General features: G+C 37.9%; 23 protein-coding genes and 1 riboswitch. Of the genes, 18 read left to right on the top strand and 5 right to left on the bottom strand.

Going from position 1 to position 25,165, the window contains the following annotated elements:
* Positions 1–73 precede the first annotated feature (73 nt).
* The 4 genes from IHV12_RS12050 to IHV12_RS12035 all read left to right on the top strand — a co-directional run bounded on the left by IHV12_RS12050 (position 74) and on the right by IHV12_RS12035 (position 5,732).
* Complete coding sequence (locus tag IHV12_RS12050; protein ID WP_197127920.1) at positions 74–814, top strand: CBS domain-containing protein; 741 nt, start codon at positions 74–76, stop codon at positions 812–814.
* Between the two features lie 113 nt (positions 815–927).
* Complete coding sequence (gene fdhF / locus IHV12_RS12045) at positions 928–3,912, top strand: formate dehydrogenase subunit alpha (RefSeq protein WP_197191042.1); 2,985 nt, start codon at positions 928–930, stop codon at positions 3,910–3,912.
* Complete coding sequence (locus tag IHV12_RS12040; protein WP_197191041.1) at positions 3,905–4,450, top strand: DUF1641 domain-containing protein; 546 nt, start codon at positions 3,905–3,907, stop codon at positions 4,448–4,450. Before fdhF ends, IHV12_RS12040 begins: the two co-directional genes overlap by 8 nt.
* Positions 4,451–4,472: 22 nt before the next feature.
* The gene (locus IHV12_RS12035) at positions 4,473–5,732 is read left to right on the top strand and encodes an L-lactate MFS transporter (protein ID WP_197191040.1); all 1,260 of its coding nucleotides are present in this window, start codon (positions 4,473–4,475) and stop codon (positions 5,730–5,732) included.
* A 124-nt stretch (positions 5,733–5,856) separates the two neighbouring features.
* On the opposite strand, the gene IHV12_RS12030 is transcribed toward IHV12_RS12035, so the two are convergent.
* Positions 5,857–6,759, bottom strand: a complete 903-nt coding sequence (locus IHV12_RS12030; RefSeq protein ID WP_197127924.1) for a LysR family transcriptional regulator — start codon at positions 6,757–6,759, stop codon at positions 5,857–5,859.
* 139 nt (positions 6,760–6,898) lie between these two features.
* Between IHV12_RS12030 and gltB the strand changes: the two genes are divergently transcribed.
* From gltB to IHV12_RS11995, 7 genes are all read left to right on the top strand, one after another.
* Positions 6,899–11,455: a glutamate synthase large subunit gene (gene gltB / locus IHV12_RS12025; protein WP_197191039.1), complete on the top strand. Its 4,557-nt coding sequence runs from the start codon at positions 6,899–6,901 to the stop codon at positions 11,453–11,455.
* A 25-nt stretch (positions 11,456–11,480) separates the two neighbouring features.
* Positions 11,481–12,959 carry a glutamate synthase subunit beta gene (locus tag IHV12_RS12020; RefSeq protein ID WP_197191038.1) on the top strand — a complete coding sequence of 493 codons (1,479 nt, stop codon included), beginning with the start codon at positions 11,481–11,483 and terminating at the stop codon, positions 12,957–12,959.
* Between the two features lie 105 nt (positions 12,960–13,064).
* On the top strand, positions 13,065–13,994 hold the full coding sequence (locus IHV12_RS12015; RefSeq protein ID WP_197191037.1) for a manganese-dependent inorganic pyrophosphatase: 930 nt from the start codon (positions 13,065–13,067) through the stop codon (positions 13,992–13,994).
* A gap of 135 nt (positions 13,995–14,129) precedes the next feature.
* Positions 14,130–14,237, top strand: a riboswitch (TPP riboswitch).
* An 85-nt stretch (positions 14,238–14,322) separates the two neighbouring features.
* A complete protein-coding gene (tenA, locus tag IHV12_RS12010) occupies positions 14,323–15,027 on the top strand; it encodes a thiaminase II (RefSeq protein WP_197127927.1) in 705 nt (234 codons plus the stop codon).
* A 1-nt stretch (position 15,028) separates the two neighbouring features.
* Positions 15,029–15,610, top strand: a complete 582-nt coding sequence (locus tag IHV12_RS12005) for an ECF transporter S component (RefSeq protein ID WP_197127928.1) — start codon at positions 15,029–15,031, stop codon at positions 15,608–15,610.
* A 13-nt stretch (positions 15,611–15,623) separates the two neighbouring features.
* Positions 15,624–17,075, top strand: a complete 1,452-nt coding sequence (locus tag IHV12_RS12000) for an ABC transporter ATP-binding protein (protein WP_197191036.1) — start codon at positions 15,624–15,626, stop codon at positions 17,073–17,075.
* Positions 17,059–17,856 carry an energy-coupling factor transporter transmembrane component T family protein gene (locus IHV12_RS11995; RefSeq protein WP_197127930.1) on the top strand — a complete coding sequence of 266 codons (798 nt, stop codon included), beginning with the start codon at positions 17,059–17,061 and terminating at the stop codon, positions 17,854–17,856. Before IHV12_RS12000 ends, IHV12_RS11995 begins: the two co-directional genes overlap by 17 nt.
* A gap of 29 nt (positions 17,857–17,885) precedes the next feature.
* Here the strand turns inward: IHV12_RS11995 and IHV12_RS11990 are convergent, their stop codons facing one another.
* The gene (locus IHV12_RS11990; RefSeq protein ID WP_197127931.1) at positions 17,886–18,185 is read right to left on the bottom strand and encodes a hypothetical protein; all 300 of its coding nucleotides are present in this window, start codon (positions 18,183–18,185) and stop codon (positions 17,886–17,888) included.
* Between the two features lie 90 nt (positions 18,186–18,275).
* The gene (locus IHV12_RS11985; RefSeq protein ID WP_197191035.1) at positions 18,276–18,884 is read right to left on the bottom strand and encodes a DUF2238 domain-containing protein; all 609 of its coding nucleotides are present in this window, start codon (positions 18,882–18,884) and stop codon (positions 18,276–18,278) included.
* Between the two features lie 97 nt (positions 18,885–18,981).
* Between IHV12_RS11985 and IHV12_RS11980 the strand changes: the two genes are divergently transcribed.
* From IHV12_RS11980 to IHV12_RS11970, 3 genes are read left to right on the top strand one after another with little or no spacing between them, the layout of a single operon-like run.
* Positions 18,982–19,857, top strand: a complete 876-nt coding sequence (locus IHV12_RS11980) for a chemotaxis protein (protein ID WP_197127933.1) — start codon at positions 18,982–18,984, stop codon at positions 19,855–19,857.
* A 41-nt stretch (positions 19,858–19,898) separates the two neighbouring features.
* Positions 19,899–20,465, top strand: a complete 567-nt coding sequence (locus tag IHV12_RS11975; protein WP_197191034.1) for a DUF6944 family repetitive protein — start codon at positions 19,899–19,901, stop codon at positions 20,463–20,465.
* 14 nt (positions 20,466–20,479) lie between these two features.
* Entirely contained in the window at positions 20,480–20,944 is a 465-nt protein-coding gene (locus IHV12_RS11970) for an aminoacyl-tRNA deacylase (RefSeq protein WP_370568805.1), read from the top strand.
* A gap of 83 nt (positions 20,945–21,027) precedes the next feature.
* On the opposite strand, the gene IHV12_RS11965 is transcribed toward IHV12_RS11970, so the two are convergent.
* A complete protein-coding gene (locus IHV12_RS11965; protein ID WP_197191033.1) occupies positions 21,028–22,128 on the bottom strand; it encodes an AbrB family transcriptional regulator in 1,101 nt (366 codons plus the stop codon).
* A 145-nt stretch (positions 22,129–22,273) separates the two neighbouring features.
* Here IHV12_RS11965 and IHV12_RS23080 point away from each other — a divergent pair, with 145 nt between their 5' ends.
* The 3 genes from IHV12_RS23080 (at position 22,274) to IHV12_RS11955 (ending at position 23,819) form a co-directional block, all read left to right on the top strand.
* Positions 22,274–22,402, top strand: coding sequence for a hypothetical protein (locus tag IHV12_RS23080; protein ID WP_370568804.1), 129 nt, complete (start codon positions 22,274–22,276; stop codon positions 22,400–22,402).
* A 257-nt stretch (positions 22,403–22,659) separates the two neighbouring features.
* A complete protein-coding gene (aac(6'), locus tag IHV12_RS11960) occupies positions 22,660–23,052 on the top strand; it encodes an aminoglycoside 6'-N-acetyltransferase (RefSeq protein ID WP_197191032.1) in 393 nt (130 codons plus the stop codon).
* 191 nt (positions 23,053–23,243) lie between these two features.
* Positions 23,244–23,819 carry a hypothetical protein gene (locus tag IHV12_RS11955; RefSeq protein ID WP_197127937.1) on the top strand — a complete coding sequence of 192 codons (576 nt, stop codon included), beginning with the start codon at positions 23,244–23,246 and terminating at the stop codon, positions 23,817–23,819.
* A 63-nt stretch (positions 23,820–23,882) separates the two neighbouring features.
* Here IHV12_RS11955 and IHV12_RS11950 read toward each other — a convergent pair whose 3' ends face one another.
* Positions 23,883–24,161 carry a hypothetical protein gene (locus tag IHV12_RS11950; protein WP_197191031.1) on the bottom strand — a complete coding sequence of 93 codons (279 nt, stop codon included), beginning with the start codon at positions 24,159–24,161 and terminating at the stop codon, positions 23,883–23,885.
* A gap of 138 nt (positions 24,162–24,299) precedes the next feature.
* Here IHV12_RS11950 and IHV12_RS11945 point away from each other — a divergent pair, with 138 nt between their 5' ends.
* Positions 24,300–25,061 (top strand): MerR family transcriptional regulator, encoded by a 762-nt coding sequence (locus IHV12_RS11945; protein ID WP_197127938.1) that lies wholly within the window; start codon positions 24,300–24,302, stop codon positions 25,059–25,061.
* Positions 25,062–25,165 lie beyond the last annotated feature (104 nt).

Raw genomic sequence — 25,165 nt, 5'->3', positions numbered from 1 at the left:
GAAATTTTAGTTTGAAGTTGTTAAAAAATTGGGTAGTAAAATGGTATTGATAGATAGAAGGAGAGATCAATCCATGAACGTAACTCATATAAAATCAAATACAGAAAACAGTCTTTCAGAACGCTTTGAGATCGCCTTTAACCAGATACACAAATGTTTAATCGACAAAGTTAAAGATACGAAAGATGATCGGTTTAAAAACCTGGTGGAAACAGGAATGAAAAAGCATTCTCTTATCAGATCTTTTTATAATGAGCTGGGTCAGTTCGCGAAGCTTAGAAATGCTATAGTCCATGAAAAAGTTGATCATGATTTTTACATTGCTGAACCTCATTTAGAGATCGTAGAGAGAATAGAAAAAATAGCAGGTTATTTTATGAAACCTGAAACAGCGTTGAACATTGCAACAAAAAAGGTCCATCATTTTAAAGAAAGTGACCGTCTTGAAGATGTTTTAAGCTGTATTAGAAAAACATCGTATTCACGTTTTCCTATTTATAATGAAAAAGGAGAGTACCTTTGGCTTTTAACGGCTACATACTTATTGAATTGGTTAACTGACCGGCTGGCCGATCAAGTAATCGATCTAAACAATGCAAGAATATCTGATATTGCAGACAATGAGCAAAAACAGCTGGTTGCTTTTATTTCTAAAACTTCTAGTATCTTTAAAGCTGAAGAGATCTTTGAAAGCATTCATAAGGAAGGGAAAAAGCTTGAGGCAATCATTATTACTTTAAATGGAAGTGAGAATGAAAAGCCATTAGGGATTTTTACTTCTTATGATCTTATTGAGATTGATTTAGATGACTAAACAAGGAGGCACTCATAAAGAGTGTCTCTTTATCTGTCAAGGAATGAAAAAAGCATTTGTTTAAGGAAATAACGATTAGGGAAACGGATGTTTGAGATGTCAGAATGTTTTGTATGTTTACCTTAGGAAAGGGTGAAGGTCATTTGAAAGATTTAACGATTAGAATAAACGGAACAAAAAGAAGTGCTAGTAGTGGAGAAACCGTATTAAATCTGCTAGATGGATCTCCAGATCAAATCCCTCATGTTTGTTATCATCCGAGCCTAGGACCAATTGAAACCTGTGATACATGTATCGTTAATGTGAATGGTGAGTTTGTTAGAGCGTGTTCCACGACAGTTAATGACGGAGATGACATTGATACAAATTCTGATGAGGTAAGAGAAGCTCAAGTGATCGGAATGGATAGAATTCTTTTTAATCATGAGTTATATTGTACAGTTTGTGATTATAACAATGGCGGTTGTGAAGTACATAACACAGTTAAAGAAATGAAGATCAACCACCAGAGCATTCCTTTTGAACACAAGCCATATGAAGTAGATAACTCAAACCCATTTTATAGATACGATCCTGATCAATGCATATTGTGTGGGCGATGTGTAGAAGCTTGTCAAGATGTACAAGTAACAGAGACACTCACAATAGATTGGGAACGAGAGCGGCCAAGAGTCATTTGGGACAAAGATGTACCGATCAATGAATCTTCATGTGTATCATGTGGTCATTGCTCTACAGTTTGCCCATGTAATGCCATGATGGAAAAAGGCATGGAGGGTGAAACGGGTTATATGACGGGAATTAATCGAGAGACACTCCGTCCGATGATTGAGATCACAAAAGGCGTTGAGACGGGTTATGGCTCCATACTCGCTATCTCCGATATGGAAGCTGCGATGAGAGAACAAAGAATAAAGAAAACAAAGACCGTTTGCACTTACTGCGGCGTGGGATGCAGTTTTGATGTGTGGACAAAAGGAAGAGAAATATTAAAAGTAGATCCACAGATTGATGCACCGGCAAACGGGATATCCACGTGTATTAAAGGAAAATTTGGTTGGGATTTCGTTAACAGTGAAGAACGATTGACCAAACCTTTAATTCGTGAAGGTGATGTGTTTAGGGAAGCCACTTGGGACGAAGCGTATAACTTAATTGCTTCTAAATTTACTGAGATTAAGGAAAAGAATGGCGCGCAAGCATTAACGTTCATTAGTTCATCTAAATGTACGAATGAAGAATCCTATTTGATGCAAAAGTTGGCACGTAGTGTTATAGGAACAAATAATATCGATAACTGTTCGCGTTATTGTCAGACTCCTGCCACTATGGGACTATTTCGAACTGTAGGTCATGGCGGGGATTCGGGGTCTATTAAGGATATTGAAAAGTCAGAGCTTGTTATCGTGATTGGCTCGAACACATCAGAATCTCATCCCGTCTTGGCGACGCGTGTTAAGCGCTCACATAAACTACACAACCAAAAACTAATCGTTGCTGACCTTCGAAAACATGAGATGGCTGAGCGTGCTGACCTATTTATTCAGCCAAAGGCTGGTTCGGATCTCGTGTGGCTTTCTGCCGTTACGAAGTATATTTTGGATGAAGGATTAGCGGATTATGATTTTTTGCAAAACCATGTGAATGGATTAGATGATTTTAGAGAGAACCTTGAAAAATTCACATTAAAATATGCAGAAAGAGTAACAGGACTTTCTGGAGATATCCTTATCCAGTTAGCGAAAACCATTTCAGAATCAAAAAGTGTTTGTGTTCTCTGGGCAATGGGAGTTACTCAACATACGGGTGGAAGTGATACGAGTACCGCCATATCCAATTTACTTTTAGTAACAGGAAACTATGGACGAGAAGGTGTAGGCTCTTATCCATTACGGGGACATAACAATGTTCAAGGAGCCAGTGACTTCGGTAGCATGCCAGATCGTTTTCCATCATATGAGAAAGTGGCAGACATCAAGGTAAGAGAAAAGTATGAGAATGCGTGGGGTGTAAAGATTCCAGAAGAACCTGGTCTTAATAATCATGAAATGGTACAAGGCATCCATGATGGCCATGTAAAAGCGATGTATTTAAAGGGAGAAGACATGGGAATCGTTGACTCAAACATAAACCATGTTCATGCTGCTTATGAGGAACTAGATTTTTTTGTGGTTCAAGATTTATTTCTTACAAGAACTGCTCAGTTTGCTGACGTTGTTCTCCCAGCAAGTCCAAGTCTCGAAAAAGAAGGTACTTTTACAAACACGGAGAGAAGAATACAACGATTGTATCAGGTGCTAGAGCCACTTGGAGATTCTAAACCAGATTGGGAGATAATCCGTGATATTGCAAATCGACTTGGAGCTGGATGGGATTACAAACATCCGAGTGACATTATGGAAGAAGCTGCTCAACTAGCGCCGCTATTTGCCGGAGTATCCTATGAAAGATTAGAAGGGTACAAAAGCCTTCAATGGCCAGTGGCTGAGGACGGAACAGATACACCTATTCTTTTCAAAGATGGATTTCCGTTTGAAGATAAGAAAGCGCGACTTTTTCCAGTAAATTGGACAGAACCAGTAGAATTCGGTGAAGAATATGATATTCATGTTAACAATGGACGCCTTTTAGAACATTTTCATGAGGGAAATATGACATATCAGTCAGAAGGCATTACATCCAAGACGCCTAACACTTTTCTTGAGATCTCACCTGAACTAGCTGAAGATCGAGGAATAAAGGATGGGACACTAGTAAGATTATCTTCACCGTATGGAAATGTAAAAGTGCATTGTTTAATAACAGATCGTGTTAAAGGTAAAGAAGTATATCTTCCTATGAACGATAGTGGAGAAGCGGCTATTAATCTACTTACGAGCAGTTATTCAGATAAAGATACAGATACACCCGCATACAAAGAGACAAGTGCAAAACTTGAGATCTTGATGGAAGAGGGTGTGAATCCGTTGCCAAAAACAAATTTCAGGTATGGTAATCCACAACCTCAAGTAGGAGTTAACGTAGAGAAGAAATGGGCAAGAAAGGATTATATTTTCCCAGGCGATGCTGTGAAAAAGGAGAGAAATCAACATGGCTAAAGCGATTAAAAACGTTCAAAAACAAAAGATAACAGCTGAAGAGAAACGTTCTAATGACCTCCGAGAAGTAGAAGATGCTCTTATTCAGAACAAGACCGCGATTCTGCAAACACTAGAGATCATGAACCATATGAACGAAAAAGGAATTCTCCCTCTTTTAAATGGTTTGTTCGGACAAGGTGATAAGGTGATGGATATTGCTGTGAAAGCGATAGACAAGCCTGAGAACACAAACACACTAAAGAATCTTCTCTTGCTCTTAGGAACTTTAGGTATGATCAATGTAAAGCAGCTTGAACCTTTCCTATTAAAAATTGATGCAGGGATTGCCCGAGTGGCTGAATACAAAGATACGGATGAAAAAACAAGCTACTTCGATTTAGTACGTTCCCTAAAAGATCCAGAGATCAACAAAGCAGTTACCATTCTCATGCAGTTCTTAAAAGGCATGGGCCAAGAAACAGAACACTATGAAAAAACAACAGGAGACACACCTGAAAAACGGGTGAATCAGAGCAAGGAGAAAACCTTAGAATAAAACGTGTAGAGGAGTAGAACGGATGGCTAAAAAAGTAAAAAACCGTTGGTTGATTGCTGCAGCTGCTGTAGGTATTCACATATCGATCGGGTCTGTCTATTCATGGAGTGTATTCACAAATCCACTCCGAGAAAAACACAATTGGGGGCTAAGTGAAATCTCTTTAACATTTAGTATCGCAATCTTGTTTCTAGGATTATCAGCTGCTTTTATGGGGCATTTTGTTGAACGGCATGGACCTCGTAAATCTGGTATCATAGCCTCAGTTTGTTTTGGTGCCGGTCTATTAGGTTCAGGCTTTGCTGATCAAATAAATTCGATTTATCTGCTCTACTTTTTTTACGGTGCCTTAGGTGGGATAGGACTTGGCATTGGCTATATTACACCTGTCTCTTCACTTGTAAAATGGTTTCCTGATCGGAGAGGATTAGCAACAGGTCTTGCGATTATGGGGTTTGGTTTTGCATCACTTATTGCTAGTCCTGTTATCGCAAGGCTGATATCAGGTATAGGAATTTCGAATACCTTCTACTTATTAGGTGCTGTTTATTTTACAATCATGTTTCTTTCTTCATTATATCTTACACCCCCTCCAAAAGATTGGCAGCCACATGGCATGAACGAAAATAGTAAGAAAGAAGAAAGTAACTCAAAAGATCTTGCGCAGTTAACTGCTAATGAAGCAGTTAAGACGATTCGTTTTTGGGCTTTATGGGGAATGTTATTCATAAATGTTACATGTGGTATCGCCATTATTTCTGTAGCATCTCCAATGGCACAAGATATTGCAAATCTAAGTGCTGCCTCAGCAGCCACGATGGTTGGAATCATGGGGTTGTTTAACGGTTTTGGCAGAATTGGTTGGGCGTCGATTTCAGATTATATCGGTCGCCCGAACGTTTACACCACGTTTTTCGTGATACAAACGGTAGCGTTCGTACTTTTACCGAATGTTACGAATGCCTTTTTCTTTCAGTTACTTCTATATTTAATCCTTACCTGTTATGGTGGAGGTTTTGCTTCCATACCAGCATATATTGGTGATCTGTTTGGCACGAAGCAGCTTGGGGCTATTCATGGCTATATTTTAACCGCATGGGCAGCGGCAGGACTAGTAGGTCCTTTAGTTGTTTCGTGGATACGTGAATCTACTAACAGTTATTCCTTGACTCTGTATATCTTTACAGGAGCCTTTGTTGTAGCGCTTGCCATCTCGCTGCTTATTCGCATCAACATTCGGAACATTAGAAAAGAAAACAGTCAATCTCATGTAGCTAGTTGATGTTAAAAGAATAAGATTTAGAAAAAGCTTGGCACTTTTTTGCCAAGCTTTTTGTGATAAATTTTTTATTTATTTATCAAGAGAAACTAAGCTCTAATTCTCAACTTCTAGATATAGCATAAATCTATTGATATTGCTCTAAAACAGAGAAAAACTTAATCACAAATTCAAAGAACACTTGTTCAGCAGGAGCTAGTTCACGACTGCGAGGCGTAATGATTCCCACCGTGCGTTTTACATCTGGTATGTCAATCGGTATCTTCACTGTATAACGTGGTTTCGTTTCATAAAAGGAACTATCGGGTAAAAGGGTAACACCCATACCAGCTGTAACTAGCCCTTTTATCGCATCTAGATCTTCACCCTCACATGCGATCTTAGGAACGAAGCCTGATTCTTTGCAAGCATTAACTACTACATCTCGTAAAATATACCCATCCGGAAATAGAACAAATTCATCATTTCGTAAATCGCTCAATAATAAACTTCGTTTTTCGGCTAAAAGGTGCTGTTCGGGTAATAGTGCTGATATCCTTTCAGTAAAAAGAATATGTCCTTCCAAATCAGGATCGTTTGTAGGTACTGGTCCTAAAAAAGCGAGATCAATATCACCGCTCTTAACACTTTCTGTAAGAAATCTGTAAGACCCTTGCCTTAAATGGAAGGCGATATTGGGATGTTCCCGTTTAAAGGCTGAAACGACTGTGGGCAGAAGGTGTCCTGCAAGACTAGTAGGGAATCCAATCTTAATCGTCCCTCTTTCGGGATCTAAGTACTCATCAATTTGTTTTTTTGCATGGTCTATCGCTTTCATTGCAGTTTTTGCATGAATTAAGAATAACTTCCCAACAGGAGAGAGTTTAATATTTCGACCTTCTCTTTCAAACAACTCTACGCCTAATTCGGATTCTAAATTTGCGATCTGTCGACTTACTGCAGATTGCGCAACATGCAAAGCAATCGCTGCTTCCGAAACATGTTCTCGTTCTGCAACTTCAATAAAATACTGTAATTGTCTGATTTCCATGCCTTGTCACAACCAATCATTCTCAATTTGAGATCGTTTTAATCTAAATTATATATTGTTTCGATTAATTATAAAACCTAAACTAAATGAAAGAAAGTTTCGAATATTTCAAGTTGAAAAACTTAAGGGGGAGTTCAAAATGACCTTTAGTCAATTTCCAGAACCACAAGGTTTATATAATCCGAAGAACGAACATGACGCTTGTGGAATTGGTCTATATGCTCATTTAAAAGGGCATGCTACCCATGAAATTGTTGAAAAAGGACTTCATATGCTATGCCAGCTTGACCACCGTGGAGGACAAGGAAGTGATCCTTTAACGGGAGATGGAGCCGGCTTAATGACAAAGATACCGCATGATTTTTTTACAAAGGTTACTGACTTTGATCTTCCTGAAAAAGGACGGTATGGTGTAGGGATGATCTTTTTCCCTAACGATATAGCAGCTCAACAGAAATTAGAAAATCAAATCAACCATTTTATTAATCAAGAAGGCCAAAAACTTTTAGGCTGGAGAACAGTACCTGTAAATGTTGAAACGATCGGGAAAAAGGCTCAAGAAACTTGCCCTTTAATTAAACAAGTTTTTGTCGCTTGTAATGATACTTATTCTGAAGATTTAGCTTTTGAAAGAAAATTATTTGTGATAAGAAAACAAGCAGAGCATTGGGCAAGAGAAGAAGGACTTCAAACGTATTTTGCAAGTTTATCTTCACAAACCATCGTTTATAAGGGGCTTTTAACACCTGAACAAGTAGATGCCTTTTATTACGATCTACAAGATACGGATTTTGTGTCTCCATTCGCTTTAGTGCATTCCCGTTTTAGCACAAATACGTTTCCGACGTGGGAACGTGCTCATCCGAATCGATACATTATCCATAACGGAGAAATCAACACCCTACAAGGCAACATGAACTGGATGAAGGCACGAGAGAAACAATTTGTTTCAGAAGCATTTGGGGAAGATATCGAAAAACTGCTTCCTATTCTTGATGCAGATGGCAGTGATTCTTCGATCCTTGATCAAGCCTTTGAATTTTTTGTACTGGCTGGGAGAAAACCTTCACATACGGCGATGATGCTTATCCCAGAACCATGGAGTGAGAACCCTCATCTAGAAGAAGAGAGAAAAGCTTTTTATGAGTATCATAGTTGTTTGATGGAGCCATGGGATGGACCGACAGCAATCTCGTTTACAGACGGTAAACAAATTGGCGCGATACTCGATCGAAATGGTCTTCGTCCAGCGAGGTATTATGTAACGAAGGATGATTATATTATCTTCTCTTCTGAGGTTGGAGTTATTGATGTTGAAGAAGAGAATGTTCTTTATAAAGAGCGACTAAGTCCTGGTAGAATGCTTTTGATTGATCTCGAAGAAGGACGTATCATAACGGACAATGAGATCAAAACAGAAATGGCGAGTAAGGAACCATACGAACTATGGCTTACAAATGGGCTTCATCACCTAGATCAAGATAGCGAAGAGACGGAGATCATAGTAGAAAATGTAAGAAGGAAGCAAAGAGCTTTTGGATATACGTATGAAGATATTCATAAATATTTAATTCCTGTCATTACTGAAGGAAAAGATCCGATTGGTTCTATGGGTAATGATACACCTTTAGCAGTTCTGTCCGATAATCCTCAATCACTATTCAATTATTTCAAGCAGCTCTTTGCGCAAGTTACGAATCCGCCGATCGATGCTATTCGTGAGAAGATTGTTACTTCAACGATGACGCTGCTTGGGGCTGAAGGAAATCTCTTACATCCAGGACCGCAGAATGCTAAAAGAATACAATTGAATTCTCCTGTGTTAACAACGAATGAGTTTAAACAAATCACAGACAACTTGATTTATGAATTCAAAACAACTGTTCTACAGACTTTATTTTCGGAAGATTTGGAACTCGGTTTAATAAACTTGTTTAAAAGTGCAGAAGAAGCGATACAAGATGGAGCAACTTTATTAGTTTTGTCAGACAGAGAAATGAGTGAATCTTCTATTCCGATTCCTGTCTTACTTGCTGTTAGTTCTCTACATCATCATCTCGTAAAAGAAGGATTGCGCACCAAAGTAAGTTTGGTGGTTGAATCAGGTGAAGTTAGAGAAGTTCATCATTTTGCAGCGCTCATTGGATACGGTGCAGATGCTATCTATCCATATTTAACTTATAAAACATTTGAAGAAGCGATCCTTGATGAACATATTAAACTTTCGTTATCAGAGACTATCAAAACCTATAAACAAGGAATAACAGATGGCATCGTTAAAGTGATGTCAAAAATGGGTATTTCAACCGTTCAAAGCTATAGAGGCGCTCAAATTTTTGAAGCAGTCGGAATCGGCAAAGAAGTGATCGATCGATATTTTCCAGCTACGGCTTCTCAAATCGATGGAATCACGTTAGCTGAGATTGAAAAAGAAGCTACCCTTAGACATCAACAAGGCTTTAAAGAGACCATTGATGACACTTTAGATTCAGGTAGTGACTTTCAATGGAGGAATACTGGTGAACATCATGCTTTTAATCCAAAAACGATTCATACCCTTCAATGGGCTTGTCGGAAGAATGATTATTCACTCTTTAAAACGTTTTCAAAATTGGCAGATGACGAGAGAACAACTTTCTTAAGAAACTTATTCTCATTTGCTCCTGAAACAAAATCTATACCACTCCATGAAGTTGAACCTGTAGAAGAGATTGTAAAGCGCTTCAAAACTGGTGCTATGTCTTTCGGTTCTCTCAGTCAAGAAGCACATGAGTCTCTTGCTATAGCAATGAACCGTCTAGGCGGAAAAAGCAATAGTGGTGAAGGCGGAGAAGATCCAGCGCGTTTTGTTCCAGATGAACTTGGCAATAACCGAAGAAGCAGCATTAAACAAGTTGCTTCAGGTAGATTTGGTGTAAAAAGCCACTATCTTGTAAATGCAGATGAACTGCAGATCAAGATGGCACAAGGAGCTAAACCAGGTGAAGGTGGACAGTTGCCTGGCAATAAGGTCTATCCTTGGGTAGCAGATGTTCGTGGATCAACGCCAGGAGTAGGTCTGATCTCCCCGCCGCCACATCATGATATCTATTCGATCGAGGATATGGCCCAATTGATCCATGACCTTAAGAACGCTAATCGCGAAGCAAGAATTAGTGTTAAGCTTGTGGCGAAATCCGGTGTTGGAACGATAGCTGCCGGTGTTGCAAAAGGCGCAGCTGATGTAATCGTTATCAGTGGTTATGACGGTGGAACTGGAGCTTCACCGAAGACAAGTATCAAACATACTGGACTTCCTTGGGAGTTAGGACTTGCTGAAACACATCAAACGTTGATGCTTAATGGACTTCGAGAACGTGTAACCCTCGAGACAGACGGGAAGCTGATGACAGGTAAAGATGTTGTGCTTGCTGCATTGTTAGGCGCTGAGGAATATGGTTTTGCTACAGCACCACTCGTTGTATTAGGTTGTATCATGATGCGTGCTTGCCATCTTGATACATGTCCAGTAGGTGTAGCTACACAGAATCCTGAATTAAGAAAAAAATATATGGGTGACCCTGATCATGTTGTCAATTACATGAGATTCGTGGCTGAAGAAATTCGTGAGATCATGGCTGAACTCGGTTTCCGTACGATGGAAGAAATGGTCGGGCGCACTGACGTTTTAACAGTTGGAGATCGTGCGAAAAGTCACTGGAAAGCGAAGCATCTCGACTTATCAAAGCTTCTTTATCAAGCAAACGGTATTCGTACGAAACAGACTTCTCAAAATCATAAGATTGATCAATCACTCGATATGAATGAGATCTTACCGAAACTGCAGTCTGCCTTAGAAACGAAGAAGGCTGTTTCATTCAACCTTCCAATCAAGAACACGAATCGTGTAGCAGGTACGATTGCTGGTAGTGAAATAACGAAACGATTTGGTGAAGAAGGTCTTACTGAAGATACTGTAACGCTTAACTTTACCGGATCTGCTGGACAAAGCTTTGGAGCATTCGTGCCACGAGGCATGACTCTCTATCTGAACGGTGACAGTAATGACTATTTCGGAAAAGGCTTATCAGGAGGAAAATTGATTGTTGCACCTCCTAAAATGGCTGAATATTTAGCTGATGATAATGTCATCTTAGGAAATGTTGCTTTTTATGGAGCAACGAGTGGTGAAGCTTACATTAACGGCTTAGCTGGAGAAAGATTTGCAGTTAGAAACAGTGGGGCTAACATTGTTGTCGAAGGAATCGGAGACCATGGCTGTGAATATATGACTGGTGGTCGAGTAGTTGTCCTTGGAGATGTTGGAAAGAATTTTGCAGCAGGTATGAGTGGAGGTATCGCTTATATCTACACACATCAGCCCCTTTTATTAAAACAATTGTGCAACAAAGAAGGTATTGAGTTTGAGAGATTAATGGATTCTGAAGAAACAGAAACAGTCAAGCAGATGATTATTAATCATTTTTCATACACTCAAAGTAAAAAAGCTTCAGCAATCCTTCAAAACTGGAAAGTAGAACAGTCACATTTTGTGAAAATCATTCCACATGATTACAAAGAAATGATTAAGAAAATAGAAGAAGAGAAAATAGCTGGATATTCCGAAGATGAAGCAATTATGAACGCTTTTGAAGCAGGTTCAAGCGCAGCGAAAGCAAGTGGCAGACCTGGACCGACAAAATTAATCCTGAAATAAATTGAGATGAGAGGAGAGATTTTACATGGGAAAACCAACCGGATTTTTGGAATACCCGAGAGAAGAAACGATAGAGAGAAAGCCTCTCCAACGTCTTAAAGATTGGAAAGAGTATACAAAAAAACAACCAGAAGATATGTTGAAAAGGCAAGGCGCTAGATGCATGGATTGTGGTACACCTTTTTGTCATATTGGTATCGAGATTAATGGGGCTGCTGCAGGCTGCCCTATTAACAATCTGATACCTGAGTGGAATGATCTGGTTTATCGTGGAAAATGGAAAGAAGCGCTTGACCGTTTGATGAAAACAAACAATTTTCCTGAATTCACAGGACGGGTTTGTCCTGCTCCTTGTGAAGGATCATGTACAGTTGAATTAGCTGGACCTGCTGTAACCATAAAGAACATTGAAAAAGCAATTATTGATAAAGGGTTTGAAAACGGCTGGATCCAACCTAGGATTCCAGAAAGAAGAACAGGAAAAAAAGTCGCTATTGTAGGTTCAGGACCAGCTGGGCTTGCTGCTGCTGACCAGCTGAACCAAGCGGGTCATTCTGTTACCGTTTATGAGAGAGCAGACAAAGCCGGCGGATTGTTAACGTATGGAATTCCCAACATGAAGTTGGATAAAGATGTTGTGGAAAGAAGAATCAAATTATTAAGACAAGAGGGTATTGATTTTATTCTTAACACAGAGGTGGGAAAAGATGTTACCTCTGAGGAACTAAAGAATCAATATGATTCTATAATTCTATGTACAGGTGCACAGAAACAAAGAGATTTAACTCTTCAAGGAAGAGAAGCTGATGGTGTTCATTTTGCAATGAACTATTTAACACAAGCAACGAAGAGGCTGTTGAACATCGAAGTTTCTGAACCACTTATTGATGCAGAAGGTAAAAATGTAATCGTAATTGGTGGTGGCGATACTGGTGCTGACTGTGTGGCAACGGCTCTTCGACAAAAGTGTAAGAGTGTAGTTCAATTTGGTAAGCACCCTAAGCTTCCTGATGTGCGCAGTGATGCAAACATGTGGCCAGAGCAACCTAACATTTTCACAATGGATTATGCCTATGAAGAAGCTACTGCTCAATACGGACATGATCCAAGAGAGTACTCCGTTCAAACGAAAAAAATCGTATCAGATCATAATGGTCGATTAAAAGAACTTCATACGATTCAGATGAAAAGAACATCAGATGATGCAGGAAATATGGTTTTTGAAGAAATTCCTGGATCTGAAAAAATCTGGCCAGCTGATCTTGTTTTCATCGCGATCGGTTTTGAGGGTACAGAACTGCCAGTCTTAAAAGAATTTGGTGTTGAAGTCAAACATAACAAAGTAGATGCTAAACATGGTGACTATAGAACAAATGTAGATGGAGTATTTGCAGCAGGTGATTCTAGACGTGGTCAAAGTTTAATCGTTTGGGCGATCCAAGAAGGACGTGATTGTGCACGTCAAGTGGATCTATCGTTGATGGGAAGTACGGTTTTGCCTTAATACTTTTTTCCATGCTACAATAAACTCCAAAAGCCAAAAGCTTTTTATATATGATAAAATAGGTCTTAGGCTAAAACAATTCTTTTATTTATAAGGAGTAGACGCATGGAAAAAGTACTTATTTTTGGACACAAAAATCCAGATACTGACACGATTACATCAGCTCTCGTTTACGCTGACTTGAAGACTAAATTAGGACAAAATGTAGAAGCTATTCGCCTAGGTGAGATCAATGGTGAAACACAATATGCATTAGATTATTTTAAAGCTGAACTTCCTCGTTTAGTTGAACATGTCTCTGCTGAAGCAAACGCGGTAATCTTAGTTGACCATAATGAACGTCAACAAAGTGCAAATGACATTGACAAAGTAAGAGTATTAGAAGTTATTGACCATCATCGTATCGCGAATTTTGAAACAAGCGATCCTTTATACTATCGTGCTGAACCTGTTGGCTGTACAGCTACAATCCTAAACAAGATGTACAAAGAGAAAGGCGTTCAAGTTGAGAAGAACATTGCCGGACTTATGCTTTCTGCCATTATTTCTGACTCATTGTTGTTTAAATCACCTACTTGTACAGAAGAAGATGTTGCCGCAGCACGCGAGCTTGCTGAAATTGCTGGTGTAGATGCGGAAAAGTATGGTCTAGAAATGCTAAAAGCAGGTGCTGACTTAAGTGATAAATCTGTTGAAGAATTGATTTCACTTGATGCTAAAGAATTTAACATTGGTGAAAACAAAATTGAAGTTGCTCAAGTGAATACGGTTGATGCTAGCGATGTATTAAAGCATCAAGAAGACTTGGAATCAGCGATTACGAAAGTGATTGCAGACAAAGGTCTAGACCTGTTTATGTTTGTGGTAACAGATATTTTAACCAATGACTCGACAGCGTTAGCTCTTGGTAAGAGATCACAATCTGTTGAAGAAGCTTATAACGTTAAATTAGAAAACAATACAGCCATCCTTAAAGGTGTTGTTTCCCGTAAAAAACAAATCGTACCTGTTTTAACAGAAGCGATGAGCAAATAAATGAAGATTTTAAAGGGTAATGCCATACTACGGCTTTGCCCTTTTACTTTGTTATACAAAGTTCGTGTTTCTTAAAAATAGTTGACAATCTAAAAGAGACTGCTATCATTTAAGACAGAAACCAACTATATAAAAACGAACCACTAGGGGTGCCTTTTATAAGGCTGAGATCAAAGTGCGACTTTGAGACTCTTAGAACCTGATCTGGATTATACCAGCGTAGGGAAGTGGTGTTGCGGAGTCTTTATTCCTGTTTTGAATTCTCCATATACAACCACTTTCTTAGCTGAGAGTGGTTTTTTTGTTGGATAAAACAAGGAGGATTCATATGAACACATTTACTGATATCTTGCGAGAAAGAGCGGCTTCTATTTGGGAAGCGAACCTTCAACATCCATTTGTGAAGGGAATTGCAGATGGTGACCTTTCTTTAGAACGGTTCAGGTACTATGTATTACAAGATTCGTATTATTTATCTCATTTTGCAAGAATACAAGCGATGGGGGCTGCAAGAGCTGAAGATTTGTATACGACTTCTAGAATGGCAGCACATGCACAAGGTACAAATGACGCGGAGTTAGGACTTCATGAGACATTTATGAAACAGCTTGGAGTGACAGAAGAAGAACTAGCTGATTTTGAACCTGCTCCCACTGCTTACCATTATACATCTCACCTTTACCGAGTTGCAGAGTCTGGAAGTTTGGGAGAAATTATCGCAGCAATTCTGCCTTGTTATTGGATCTATCAAGAGATTGGTGAAACATTCAAAGGGGCGACACCACAAGAATCCATCTATCAAGAGTGGATCGCTGCATATGGCGGTGAATGGTTCACAGAACTTGTACAAGAGCAGATTGATAGACTGAATCAATTGGCTGAAAAAGCAAGCGATGTGGAGAGAAATAAGATGATTCAACATTTCTTGATCAGTTGTCAGTACGAGTATTCCTTCTGGGAGATGGCTTATACATTGGAAAAATGGCCGATTCCATTCAGCCTGACCACGTCGACGATCGGGAGTGAAGGGTAGTATGCAAAAGGGGTTAAAGTTAACGGATATCCTTGTAACAATCGTAATCTCTATCGCATTTGGCATACTGTATAAGATTTGGGGACCTCTATATTATGCCGTAAAACCGTTTGGCCTTCACATCGATCAGTTGATATATGGGATGTGGTTCATGGCGGCGACCGTTGCATTCCTAATCATTCGAAAGCCTGGAGTTGCCCTATTGGCTGAAATTGCTGCTTCTTCAGGAGAATTTTTGATGGGTTCTGAATTTGGACTTGAAGTGTTACTATACGGACTGATTCAAGGATTGTTTGCAGAATTTATCCTATTCGCATTTCGTTATAAACGATTTGACCTTTTCGTCATCTCACTTGCTGCACTAGGTTCATGTGCAGGATCTTTAATCATGGACTTTTACAAAGGATATATCGGTGATCTTTCAACATGGAATCTAACATTATTTATCGTATTTAGAATAATCGGTTCTATCTTGTTTACAGGATTGTTTGCCGTTTCTATTGCAAAAGCTTTAGAGGCTACAGGTGTGACGAATTTAGTACGATCTTCGTCAAAAAAGGATCATGAAGCGTTAGATCAATAACTGAGGTGGTTGGATGACAAGCGTAACTTCTGTGAGAAATCTGAGATTAAAGTTTCCGGGCGAATCAAAAATGCTGTTTAGAGATATGAGTTTGTCTATTAATCGTGGTGAAAAAGTGCTTCTTCTTGGCACCTCCGGATGTGGCAAATCCACATTGTTGCAGGTTCTTTCTGGACTAGTACCACGAACAATTGATATTCCTATGAAATGTGATGACATACAAATCCCTGATCAATGGGGATTTGTATTTCAAGATCCTGATACTCAGTTCTGTATGCCCTATGTTGATGAAGAATTAGCATTTGTTCTTGAGAACTTGGAAGTGCCTCGAGAAGAGATGACCAGCAAGATTTGTTCTTTATTAAAAGAGGTTGGTCTTGAGCTTGAGAACATTCATACACCGATTCAACATCTATCTGGTGGAATGAAGCAACGATTAGCGATTGCATCTGTATTAGCACTGAAACCAGATGTAATATTTTTAGATGAACCGACTGCTTTTATTGATGAAAAGGGTACAGAACAAATTTGGGAAACGGTAAAAAGAATATGGAAAGATAAGACGTTGATCATTGTTGAACATAAAATTGAGAAAATCCTAGATTTCGCTGATCGTCTCATTGTATTTACTCCAGATGGAGAAATTCTAGCTGATGGAAACACTTCAATGGTCTTTACTCATTATAAGGAAAAGATCAAAGAGTTTGGAATTTGGTACCCTGGTGCATGGGATGATTATAAACGAGAACCAATCATGAATAACAAGAAAGAACTTTCAAACACCATGAAGTTACAGATTTTCAAAGGATATCGAAACAAAGAAGTTAAGATCGTGGTAGATCACTTAGTGATCCATTCAGGAGAATGGGTCACTATAATGGGTGAAAACGGAGCAGGAAAGAGTTCATTATTATTGGCTCTGATGCAGCTCATAAAAACATCTGGAGACTATTTTATCAATGATGTACCTATTCGAAAAACGAAAGACATCTCTGGACTTCTTTACCTCGTATTTCAGAACCCTGAATATCAATTTTTAACAAATTCAGTTCACGATGAAATAACCTATGGATTAAAAAATGACCAAGAAATTGAATCCGATGTAAAAGAGATACTCTCTTCTCTCGAGTTGACAAGCAAAAAGGAGCAACATCCTTATCAATTATCTGTTGGTCAGAAGAGACGTCTAAGTGTGGCCACTGCTTTTTTACAAAAACCAAATATTTTACTTCTTGATGAACCAACTTTTGGTCAGGACTCTTTAAACACGTTTAAGATTTTGGAAATGATCGAACAAGAGCGTCAAAAAGGAACGATCATTCTCATGGTCACACATGATCATCATATTACCGAACGTTTTGCAACACGGTTATGGGAGGTACAGAACGGTAGAATTGTAACTGATCTTCAACTCAATAAAGGTGGTAACGTACAGAGGGAGATTCTGCATGAATTCATTATTTAGTGGGAAGTACACTTGGTTACACAGCATAAATCCATCTCTAAAACTACTAACAATATTGGGTCTGTTCATATTAGCCATCAACATTCATTATCTTAACTTCATGGTCGGTTTTTCTTGCGTGATCTTAACATTGTTTATATTCGGTACAGGATATTCTTATAAGCAATTATTCTTATTATCTCTGCCCTTTTTGTTTGTTTTTCTTTCAACGTCTTCATCTATGATTCTATTTGGAAAGGGAGAAACCATCCTATTTAAATGGGCATATGTTCAAATATCAGAGGAGAGTTTGATAAGGGGCATTCACCTAGGGTTTCGAGCTTTATCATTTGCAATGCTTGGATTGATATTTGCTTTAACTACCAAACCAGTTATGCTGTTTTACTCTCTCATGCAACAACTTAAACTGCCACCGAAGTTTGCTTATAGTTTCATGGCGGCCATACGATTGATTCCTATCATGATTGAGGAATACCAGATCATTATGAATGCTCAAAGGGTAAGAGGATTAGAACAAAAGAATCATTTTCTAAAAAGAATGCAAAGGCTTGCGATTCCTTTATTATCACAAAGTATTCGCAGAGCTTATCGAATAGCCGTATCAATGGAAGCAAAACGATTTCAATCAAACAGAAAGAGGACCTTCTATTATGAGGTCGGTTTTTCAAGAAATGATCTAATATTCTTATGCTATTTTCTTGTTCTGATAGGAGTCGCCTATCTTCTTTCTAACCATTTTCCATTCCTACCAAATACGGATGTGAGATATTTATCTGATTGAGAGACTGAAACTATATTCCTTCAGTCTCTTTATTTCATTAAGGTGATGTTATCATTTTGTTTCATCAGCACGGTATGTCTGCCTTCTTTAATCTTCAAATATATAGCGTTAGATACACGAAGTTTCTTACCATTCTCAAAAAAAACCATGTAATGTGGTTCTGTTACGAATGAATCTCCGATGCTAATTACTTTATCCGTTCTTTCCTTTTTAACGATGAAACCTCGATACTCACTTATATTAAATTCATCCTTTAAATAACCAGACCATGCAAAGAACAACAGAAATCCCGCAATAAATGTACAAACGGTCGAGCTTACTTTTTGCATTTTCTCACCTCAGTTTTGTTTATGACGAAAGAAGGAAAAATAATAGAAGGGTTTGCATCAAATTGATCTAATACTAATGAAACAATAAAATTACCTTTTTTCTTTTTTAATCAACTTGTTATGCCATGAAGTGAGCAATAGCAATGCGAGGAATGAACCGAGTAGCGTAAGTGTCATGTCCCATTGAGCATCCCAAATATCTCCTTGAGCACCAACAAAGTCTTTTGTTTCACGTTTTGCTATCTTGCCAGCGAGCCATTCAGCAATTTCATAGAGTGCTGCTATTGCCAACGTAATACTTATTGCAATAAATTGGACCCATTTTCCTAAACGCAAAGGTGTATTTAAAAGCAGAATCTCGCGTATAACAATCGCCAACAAACCTTTCATAAAGTGGCCAAAGCGATCATAGTGATTGCGGTTCAAATCATAGTGCTGCTGCAGCCAATCGAAAAAGGGAACGTCATCATAGGTATAATGTCCACCTATGAATGTCAAAATCGATAATAAAGCAATGATGCAATATGTAAGAGAAGTGAACCTTAGCTTTTTATAAAGGAAGAAAACGAAGATTATAGCTATAACAGTTGGAGCAACTTCTAGTATCCATATTGGATAATGTGCAGGTTTAATAAGTGACCACAGGAAAAAGAAGAAAACGATGATTAATAGAACCACATGGATTTTGTTAACTTTCATGATCTATCCCTCACAATCTAACATTAGTATTGATATGAAGTTAGAAACGTATTCTTTTGTTGCGTAAAAACAATTTTTAATAAGGATGTGATACATCATGACTAAAAAAATCGCAGTGGCTATTCTTCATGGAATCGGTAATCAAAACGAGGATTTTTCGGATTTATTTATTGAAGTGCTTTCCAAAAGATTCTCTCAACAGATTAAACCTTTTTATGCGACTCCTGAAAAAGAACTGATCATCCAACCTATATACTGGGGAAGTGTCTTTAACGAAAGGGAATCACACTTGTGGCAAAGACTTAATAAAGAAGACAATCTAGATTTTAAGCAGTTAAGACAGTTTGTCATCCACTTTTTTGGTGATGCCATTGCCTACCAGCCTGTAGCCGATCACAATCCGAACTATATTAAAGTACATGAGGTATATGCTAGGGGACTTCGAAAATTAAGTGAAGTGGCTGGTGAAGATGCACCACTCTTTGTCATTGCACATAGTTTAGGTACCGTGATTTCGAGTAATTATTTTTATGATCTACAATTCATTTCTGAAGAAATAGCTGAAGATGTCTTGCGAAACATGAAAAAGACTCCTTTAGAAAAAGGTGAGACTCTAACCAGCTTTTATACATTAGGAAGTCCATTGGCGTTATGGGGTCTCAGGTATGCAGATTTCGATAAGCCCATACAAGTTCCATCGCCACATTTAAAGGATCATTACCCTGAGATTCAAGGAAAATGGGTAAATATGTACGATAAAGATGACGTGTTCGGTTATCCTCTGAAAACGATCAATGACTCTTATGATCGAGCAATTGCTGTTGAGAAAGAAATAAATAGCGGCGGCATTATAAGCAGTTCTACACCACTCTCTCACAATAATTACTTTAAAACGAATGAAGTCATCAATGACATTGGTGATGATTTAGCTGAAATATGGAAGCAGTTAAATTTAGCACCTCAGCGAAAATAACGTTTCTTCTCGTCCACGAATACATTAAAACATCTTATTAAATGGACGGTTGCCGAATGGATAATCAGCAAAAACAACAAATTGGCGGTGTTATACAGGCAATTGGAACAGTCATTTCGGCGATTGCCAACACGCCGATTTCGGTCTTTAGTGATCAGTTTCAGGAAGATCTTGATTTAATAGGAAATGTTCTGCAAGCTACTGGAAATGGTTTAATTGCTGATGGACAAATCCCGTTTACCCTCAAGAGAATCGGAAATGAAGTCCAAGCCATTGGAAATACGACGGTAATCGCAGGTATGGTCTTACCATTAGAAGATGATACTTCTCAAGTCTTGAATATTAAAGGGAACTTACTTCAAGCATTTGGGGCAGGGATTGTTCTAGGTGTTGAATTCGACAACGAACTAGGCGATTCACCCTCGAATCAGGGGATAACCATTATTTCAAATTTACTTCAAGTTGCTGGAAACTCATTACAGGCATTAGGTGGGAAATTTGAACTTGACCATCCGAATGAAGATAAAAGCTATAGTGAATCCTTAATATTTGCAGGAAGTTGGATCCAGGCTGCCGGTGCCGTGATTTCAGCGTTACCACGTCAGTAAAAGGGGAGATACAAGTGGAGGAATTTCATAGCACTATTAATCGTTTTATAACCGAGAATAATATAGATGGCATTCATATGGTTTTAAGGGAATCATGTCATTCTGTACAGGATGCTTCTAGAGCACTAAATGTATCCCAACATGATTTCGTAAAAAACATTTGTCTTTTAGATAATAAAGAACAGCTCATCTTAGCCATTGTGAAAGGTGAAGACCGGGTGAGCACCACACGTGTTGGAAAGGCTCTGAATATTGAACGCCCTCGTCTCGCAACAGAGGATGAAATATTAGCTCATACTGGCTTTCCTGCAGGAGGAGTTCCGTCATTTGGATTTAAAGCCATTTTTTTAGTTGATCCAAAAGTAACAGAGCTTTCATACATATACACGGGAGGCGGCTCTCAGTTGTCATTGATAAAAGTAGAAACAAATAGTATGTTACAAGCAAACAAAGGACAAGTCATTCGAATTAGAAAATAAAAAATCTTAATAATCCCCGAAAAAAAAAACAAACATCCCATCATTCATCTATGGGATGTTTAAGTCTTTAATAAAGTGAAATATTAATCATTTTTTGAGATCATATGATGCATGTGAGCGCGCAATACCCTTTTTAAGAGAGGAGGTACTGCAAAAAAAATAAAAAGAATTCGGAAAAGTTGATAACCTGTAATCATCGTAACATCCGCTTTCAGCTCATGTCCGATAATCCCCATCTGATCAGCTCCACCAGGTGCCATACTCAGGAAACTAGTAATGAAAGAAAAGTTAAATTGATACATCAGCAAAGAACTTAGAAGAAGTGCGAAACTTACCAACATGATTCCGCTGATCAAGGCTATTGGAATCATACTAGCTTTTTTTCTAAGCTTTTCAGGCTTCAATAATAATCCAATATAGCCCCCGATTAAAAATTGAGAAACATCGAGTATTGAAGCGGGAAGAGGAGGTCCTTTGAAACCAACTATATTTAAAGCAGCAATTCCTAGAATTGGACCAAGCAGAAAAGCTGTAGGTAGTTTTATTTTTTTTCCTAACAGTGCCATTCCAACTGAAAATAGTCCAAATAGAATAATCTGTGGAAAAAAGGCAGAAGAGGTTCCTTCCGAGATCACATCAGGAATAGTAGCAGAACTTCCTGAGGAAAAAATGGGACTGAAAATCAGAAAGGGAACAGCGAATATGATAACGATGAGACGTGTCACTTGAAAAAACGTAACGGTTGTAATATCAATTCCCTTAGTCTCTTCTGCAAAAGTAATAATTTGTGAAAGACCACCAGGAATTGAACTGGTAAGTGCAGTCGGGAAATTGATCGAGGTAGTACGAGATATTATAAAAGCCATCCCTGAACAGATTAATAATAATAAGATCGTCATGAATGCCATGGATGGCAAGTGAGTAATCATAAGTTTTAACGTATCTTTTGTAAACGTTAAACCGATTGAATAACCTACGATGATCAAACCCGTATTTCTTAAAAAAACTGGCCAGTATAACTGGGTCCAACTTAGTTGATTTACAATCAATACAGCAGTCATAGTTCCTAAAAGCCAAGGGATCGGCCAATTGAGTACATTGAATATGAAGCCCCCAATAAAGGCAATTGTCAATGTTACTAAGAGTTGATAGCTTTTTTGTTGATATAAACGTTTATATTTCATTGCAAAACCTTCTTCTTATGTTTGCTTGTGTAAACTAAAAAACTTCTTTTTTTCTTCAAATCTATGCATATACTTTGCGATCCACTTCTTACAAACCAAATAGGATCTTTGGTAGATGGGTCTTTGAATGAAAGTATAAAAAAATGTGAAAATAAAAACTGGCCAACCCATCATGAGACCAATCAATAATACAAGGCACTCCATGGATATCCTTACTCTACTTATTGAAAATCCAGCACTTGAACCAGGATGGAGAAGATTAATTATTCTATAAAAAAAAAGAATAGATTAATAGCATACTTCACCATAAACTCCTCTTTTCCAAAATAACCCTATAATTATCTTTGACTATAATGCAATATGAGAAAAAAAGAAAAGAAGTTGCTTACTATTCTTATAGGGCTTTATAAAAAATGAAGGATTTCACATGTGCATTTGTCGAAATAAGAATGTCTAACAAATATAACAGGAGTGTTGAATATGGAATACATTAAAGAAGCAAAGGAACACGATCTTGATTCATAGACTGAATTGGCTTTAGCATTATGGCCAGATAATGAATTCATTGATCTGAGAAAAGAATTCAAACAACTTCTAAATTCTGATAAGGATAAAGTGATTGTATATCTAATGCATGCTCAACTCATTGCATTTATTCATATTTCCGTTAGAAGTGATTATGTCGAAGGATCTAAAGACAGTCCAACAGGGTTTATTGAAGGCATTTATGTAAAACCAGAGTATAGAAAGAAGGGCATATCAAAAAATTTAATAGAAAAAGGAGAAAGCTGGTTAAAGACAAAAGGTTGCAGTCAGATAGGTTCTGATATTGAACAGTCCAATGACACGAGTTATCACTTTCATAAAAATGTAGGTTTTAAAGAAGTGAATCGTTTGATTGCTTTCATTAAAGAGATAGAGTGAGTGTAACAGGCATAAGTATGAATAAAGGGTTTCTTAAGGCACATTTCTGTGTCTTTTTTATTTGGAGAGAAACGAAAGTATATATCGCATTAAAAAGGTTAAACCTGTTTATCAATGATATTTTAAGAAAAGTTGTAGGTTATTTTAGTCAATTACTGTTTGAGAGATTGATTTCGTGAGGTGACAATAGTTTGAAACGAAAAATTCTGCTTATTATAAGTACTGCCTATGCCATATTTATGGCTTACCTATGTTTTTATTATTTTTCAAAAGGTGAGACACACAGTTATCAAGTGGCATTCGGTGGTATATTCTGCGGACTAATTCCATTATGTTTAATTCTATTCACTAAGATTAAATTCAATATGCCTATTATGATATCATACTTTGCTTTTTTGTTTGCATCGCAGTATTTAGGATCTATCTTAGATTTCTATCGGTTAGGGTGGTGGGATACCTTCTTACACCTTTTAAGTGGAGCATTATTGGCTTTTGTAGCCATTGCCCTTTATGAGAGGATGACGCACCAAGAAGCTAGGAAAGAGATTTCTTATTGGCTTGTGTTTTTATTTGTTCTGTCTTTTTCTGTATTTGGTGGGGTGGTTTGGGAGATCTACGAATTCAGCATGGATCAATTCTTTGGAATGACCTTACAAGGCGGAGGGAATTTTGACACGATGGTGGATTTACTGGCAGATACGGCTGGAGCAATCGTAATTGCAACAATTGCTGCTTTTAGGACGAAAAAAAGGTTTAACATGTCATAAAAAGTATTACGCATATTAATTAGATAATATGCGTTTTTCACCATTATATAAACGGTTTGTAAATTAAGAGATGTTTTTCAGCCAACTAATTAATCTTATAATCTCAAAAGGTCTATACCAAGTGATGATAAATATCACAAGTATAGAGAGAGCAAGGGTTATGAATTTTGTGTTTCCATTTTCATTCAGAAAAAATGCTGTAAAACATAGCATAGCCCCAAGCAGGATAATGAGAAATCCCCCTAGAACCTTCCATTCAGAATAACCAATTAAATCTCCATTAAAAATAATTAAAAGTCCTAACATTAGAAAGACCAGTGACCACGTACTACTTTTTTTCATGGCATTTACCTCCAATCTCATTTTACCATTTTATGGGTAAGGGTGATATTCTTATTAAAATAAAAAAATAAATGAAAATCCCATTGACCTTCACGTGGCGTAAAGGTGTAGAGTTAAATGTGTCAGGAGGTGATCACATTGGAATACACCATACAAAAGCTTGGCCAACTAGCAGGAGTAAGCACCAGAACATTAAGATATTATGATGAGATAGATATTCTTAAGCCGGCAAGAATAAACTCGTCAGGATATCGAATATATGGTAAAGCAGAGGTGGATCGATTACAGCAAATTTTGTTTTACAAAGAGCTCGACCTCCCGCTTCATCAAATTAAAGAAATCATCACATCGCAAAGCTTCTCACCAGCCGAAGCACTACGTGAACACCGTGAAAAACTCCTGAACAAACGAGAACAGTTAGACCGTCTCATTTTGAATGTAGAGCAGACGATCGCTGCGAACGAAGGGAGAATAACGATGAAAGATAAAGAGAAATTTGAAGGATTTAAAAAACAGATGGTTGAAGAAAACGAACAAAAATTCGGTAAAGAAATCCGTGATAAATATGGAGATCAAGTTGTTGATCAATCAAATAAAAAAGTATTGAATATGACTCAAAGTGAGCATGACAAAGCTACACAACTTGCAGAGAAAATTCACACGGTACTTGCGGAAGCATTTAAAACAGGAGACCCTGCTGGTGATTCAGCGCAAGAAGCAGCTGAGCTTCATAAGGAGTGGTTGATGTTGTACTGGCACGAATATAGCAAAGAAGCACATGCGAATCTTGCGCAGATGTATGTGGACGACGAACGTTTCACTGCCTATTATGATAAAGAACAGCCAGGAACCGCTGCATTTTTACGAGATGCTATCCACATTTATACAGATTACAAATAAATATTAAAATGTTTCACCATCTCTAAGGGAGGAAACCATCTTGGTTTTCTTCTTTTTGTTTTATTCATCTCTTCAATTCGTTAAACTATGAATAATGAGTAAGA

The organism is Fictibacillus sp. 7GRE50 (genome assembly GCF_015903875.1).
Taxonomy (GTDB): Bacteria; Bacillota; Bacilli; order Bacillales; family Fictibacillaceae; genus Fictibacillus; species Fictibacillus phosphorivorans.
The sequence above is the reverse complement of the archived record's forward strand: the minus strand, read 5'-3'. Positions and strand labels throughout refer to the sequence as shown.

Excerpts from the sequence above, each read along its gene's own strand:
- IHV12_RS12050 (WP_197127920.1), top strand. The coding sequence starts at position 74 with ATGAACGTAACTCATATAAAATCAAATACAGAAAACAGTCTTTCAGAA.
- fdhF (WP_197191042.1), top strand. The coding sequence starts at position 928 with ATGTTTACCTTAGGAAAGGGTGAAGGTCATTTGAAAGATTTAACGATT.
- IHV12_RS12040 (WP_197191041.1), top strand. The coding sequence starts at position 3,905 with ATGGCTAAAGCGATTAAAAACGTTCAAAAACAAAAGATAACAGCTGAA.
- IHV12_RS12035 (WP_197191040.1), top strand. The coding sequence starts at position 4,473 with ATGGCTAAAAAAGTAAAAAACCGTTGGTTGATTGCTGCAGCTGCTGTA.
- IHV12_RS12030 (WP_197127924.1), bottom strand. The coding sequence starts at position 6,759 with ATGGAAATCAGACAATTACAGTATTTTATTGAAGTTGCAGAACGAGAA.
- gltB (WP_197191039.1), top strand. The coding sequence starts at position 6,899 with ATGACCTTTAGTCAATTTCCAGAACCACAAGGTTTATATAATCCGAAG.
- IHV12_RS12020 (WP_197191038.1), top strand. The coding sequence starts at position 11,481 with ATGGGAAAACCAACCGGATTTTTGGAATACCCGAGAGAAGAAACGATA.
- IHV12_RS12015 (WP_197191037.1), top strand. The coding sequence starts at position 13,065 with ATGGAAAAAGTACTTATTTTTGGACACAAAAATCCAGATACTGACACG.
- tenA (WP_197127927.1), top strand. The coding sequence starts at position 14,323 with ATGAACACATTTACTGATATCTTGCGAGAAAGAGCGGCTTCTATTTGG.
- IHV12_RS12005 (WP_197127928.1), top strand. The coding sequence starts at position 15,029 with ATGCAAAAGGGGTTAAAGTTAACGGATATCCTTGTAACAATCGTAATC.
- IHV12_RS12000 (WP_197191036.1), top strand. The coding sequence starts at position 15,624 with ATGACAAGCGTAACTTCTGTGAGAAATCTGAGATTAAAGTTTCCGGGC.
- IHV12_RS11995 (WP_197127930.1), top strand. The coding sequence starts at position 17,059 with ATGAATTCATTATTTAGTGGGAAGTACACTTGGTTACACAGCATAAAT.
- IHV12_RS11990 (WP_197127931.1), bottom strand. The coding sequence starts at position 18,185 with ATGCAAAAAGTAAGCTCGACCGTTTGTACATTTATTGCGGGATTTCTG.
- IHV12_RS11985 (WP_197191035.1), bottom strand. The coding sequence starts at position 18,884 with ATGAAAGTTAACAAAATCCATGTGGTTCTATTAATCATCGTTTTCTTC.
- IHV12_RS11980 (WP_197127933.1), top strand. The coding sequence starts at position 18,982 with ATGACTAAAAAAATCGCAGTGGCTATTCTTCATGGAATCGGTAATCAA.
- IHV12_RS11975 (WP_197191034.1), top strand. The coding sequence starts at position 19,899 with ATGGACGGTTGCCGAATGGATAATCAGCAAAAACAACAAATTGGCGGT.
- IHV12_RS11965 (WP_197191033.1), bottom strand. The coding sequence starts at position 22,128 with ATGAAATATAAACGTTTATATCAACAAAAAAGCTATCAACTCTTAGTA.
- IHV12_RS11950 (WP_197191031.1), bottom strand. The coding sequence starts at position 24,161 with ATGAAAAAAAGTAGTACGTGGTCACTGGTCTTTCTAATGTTAGGACTT.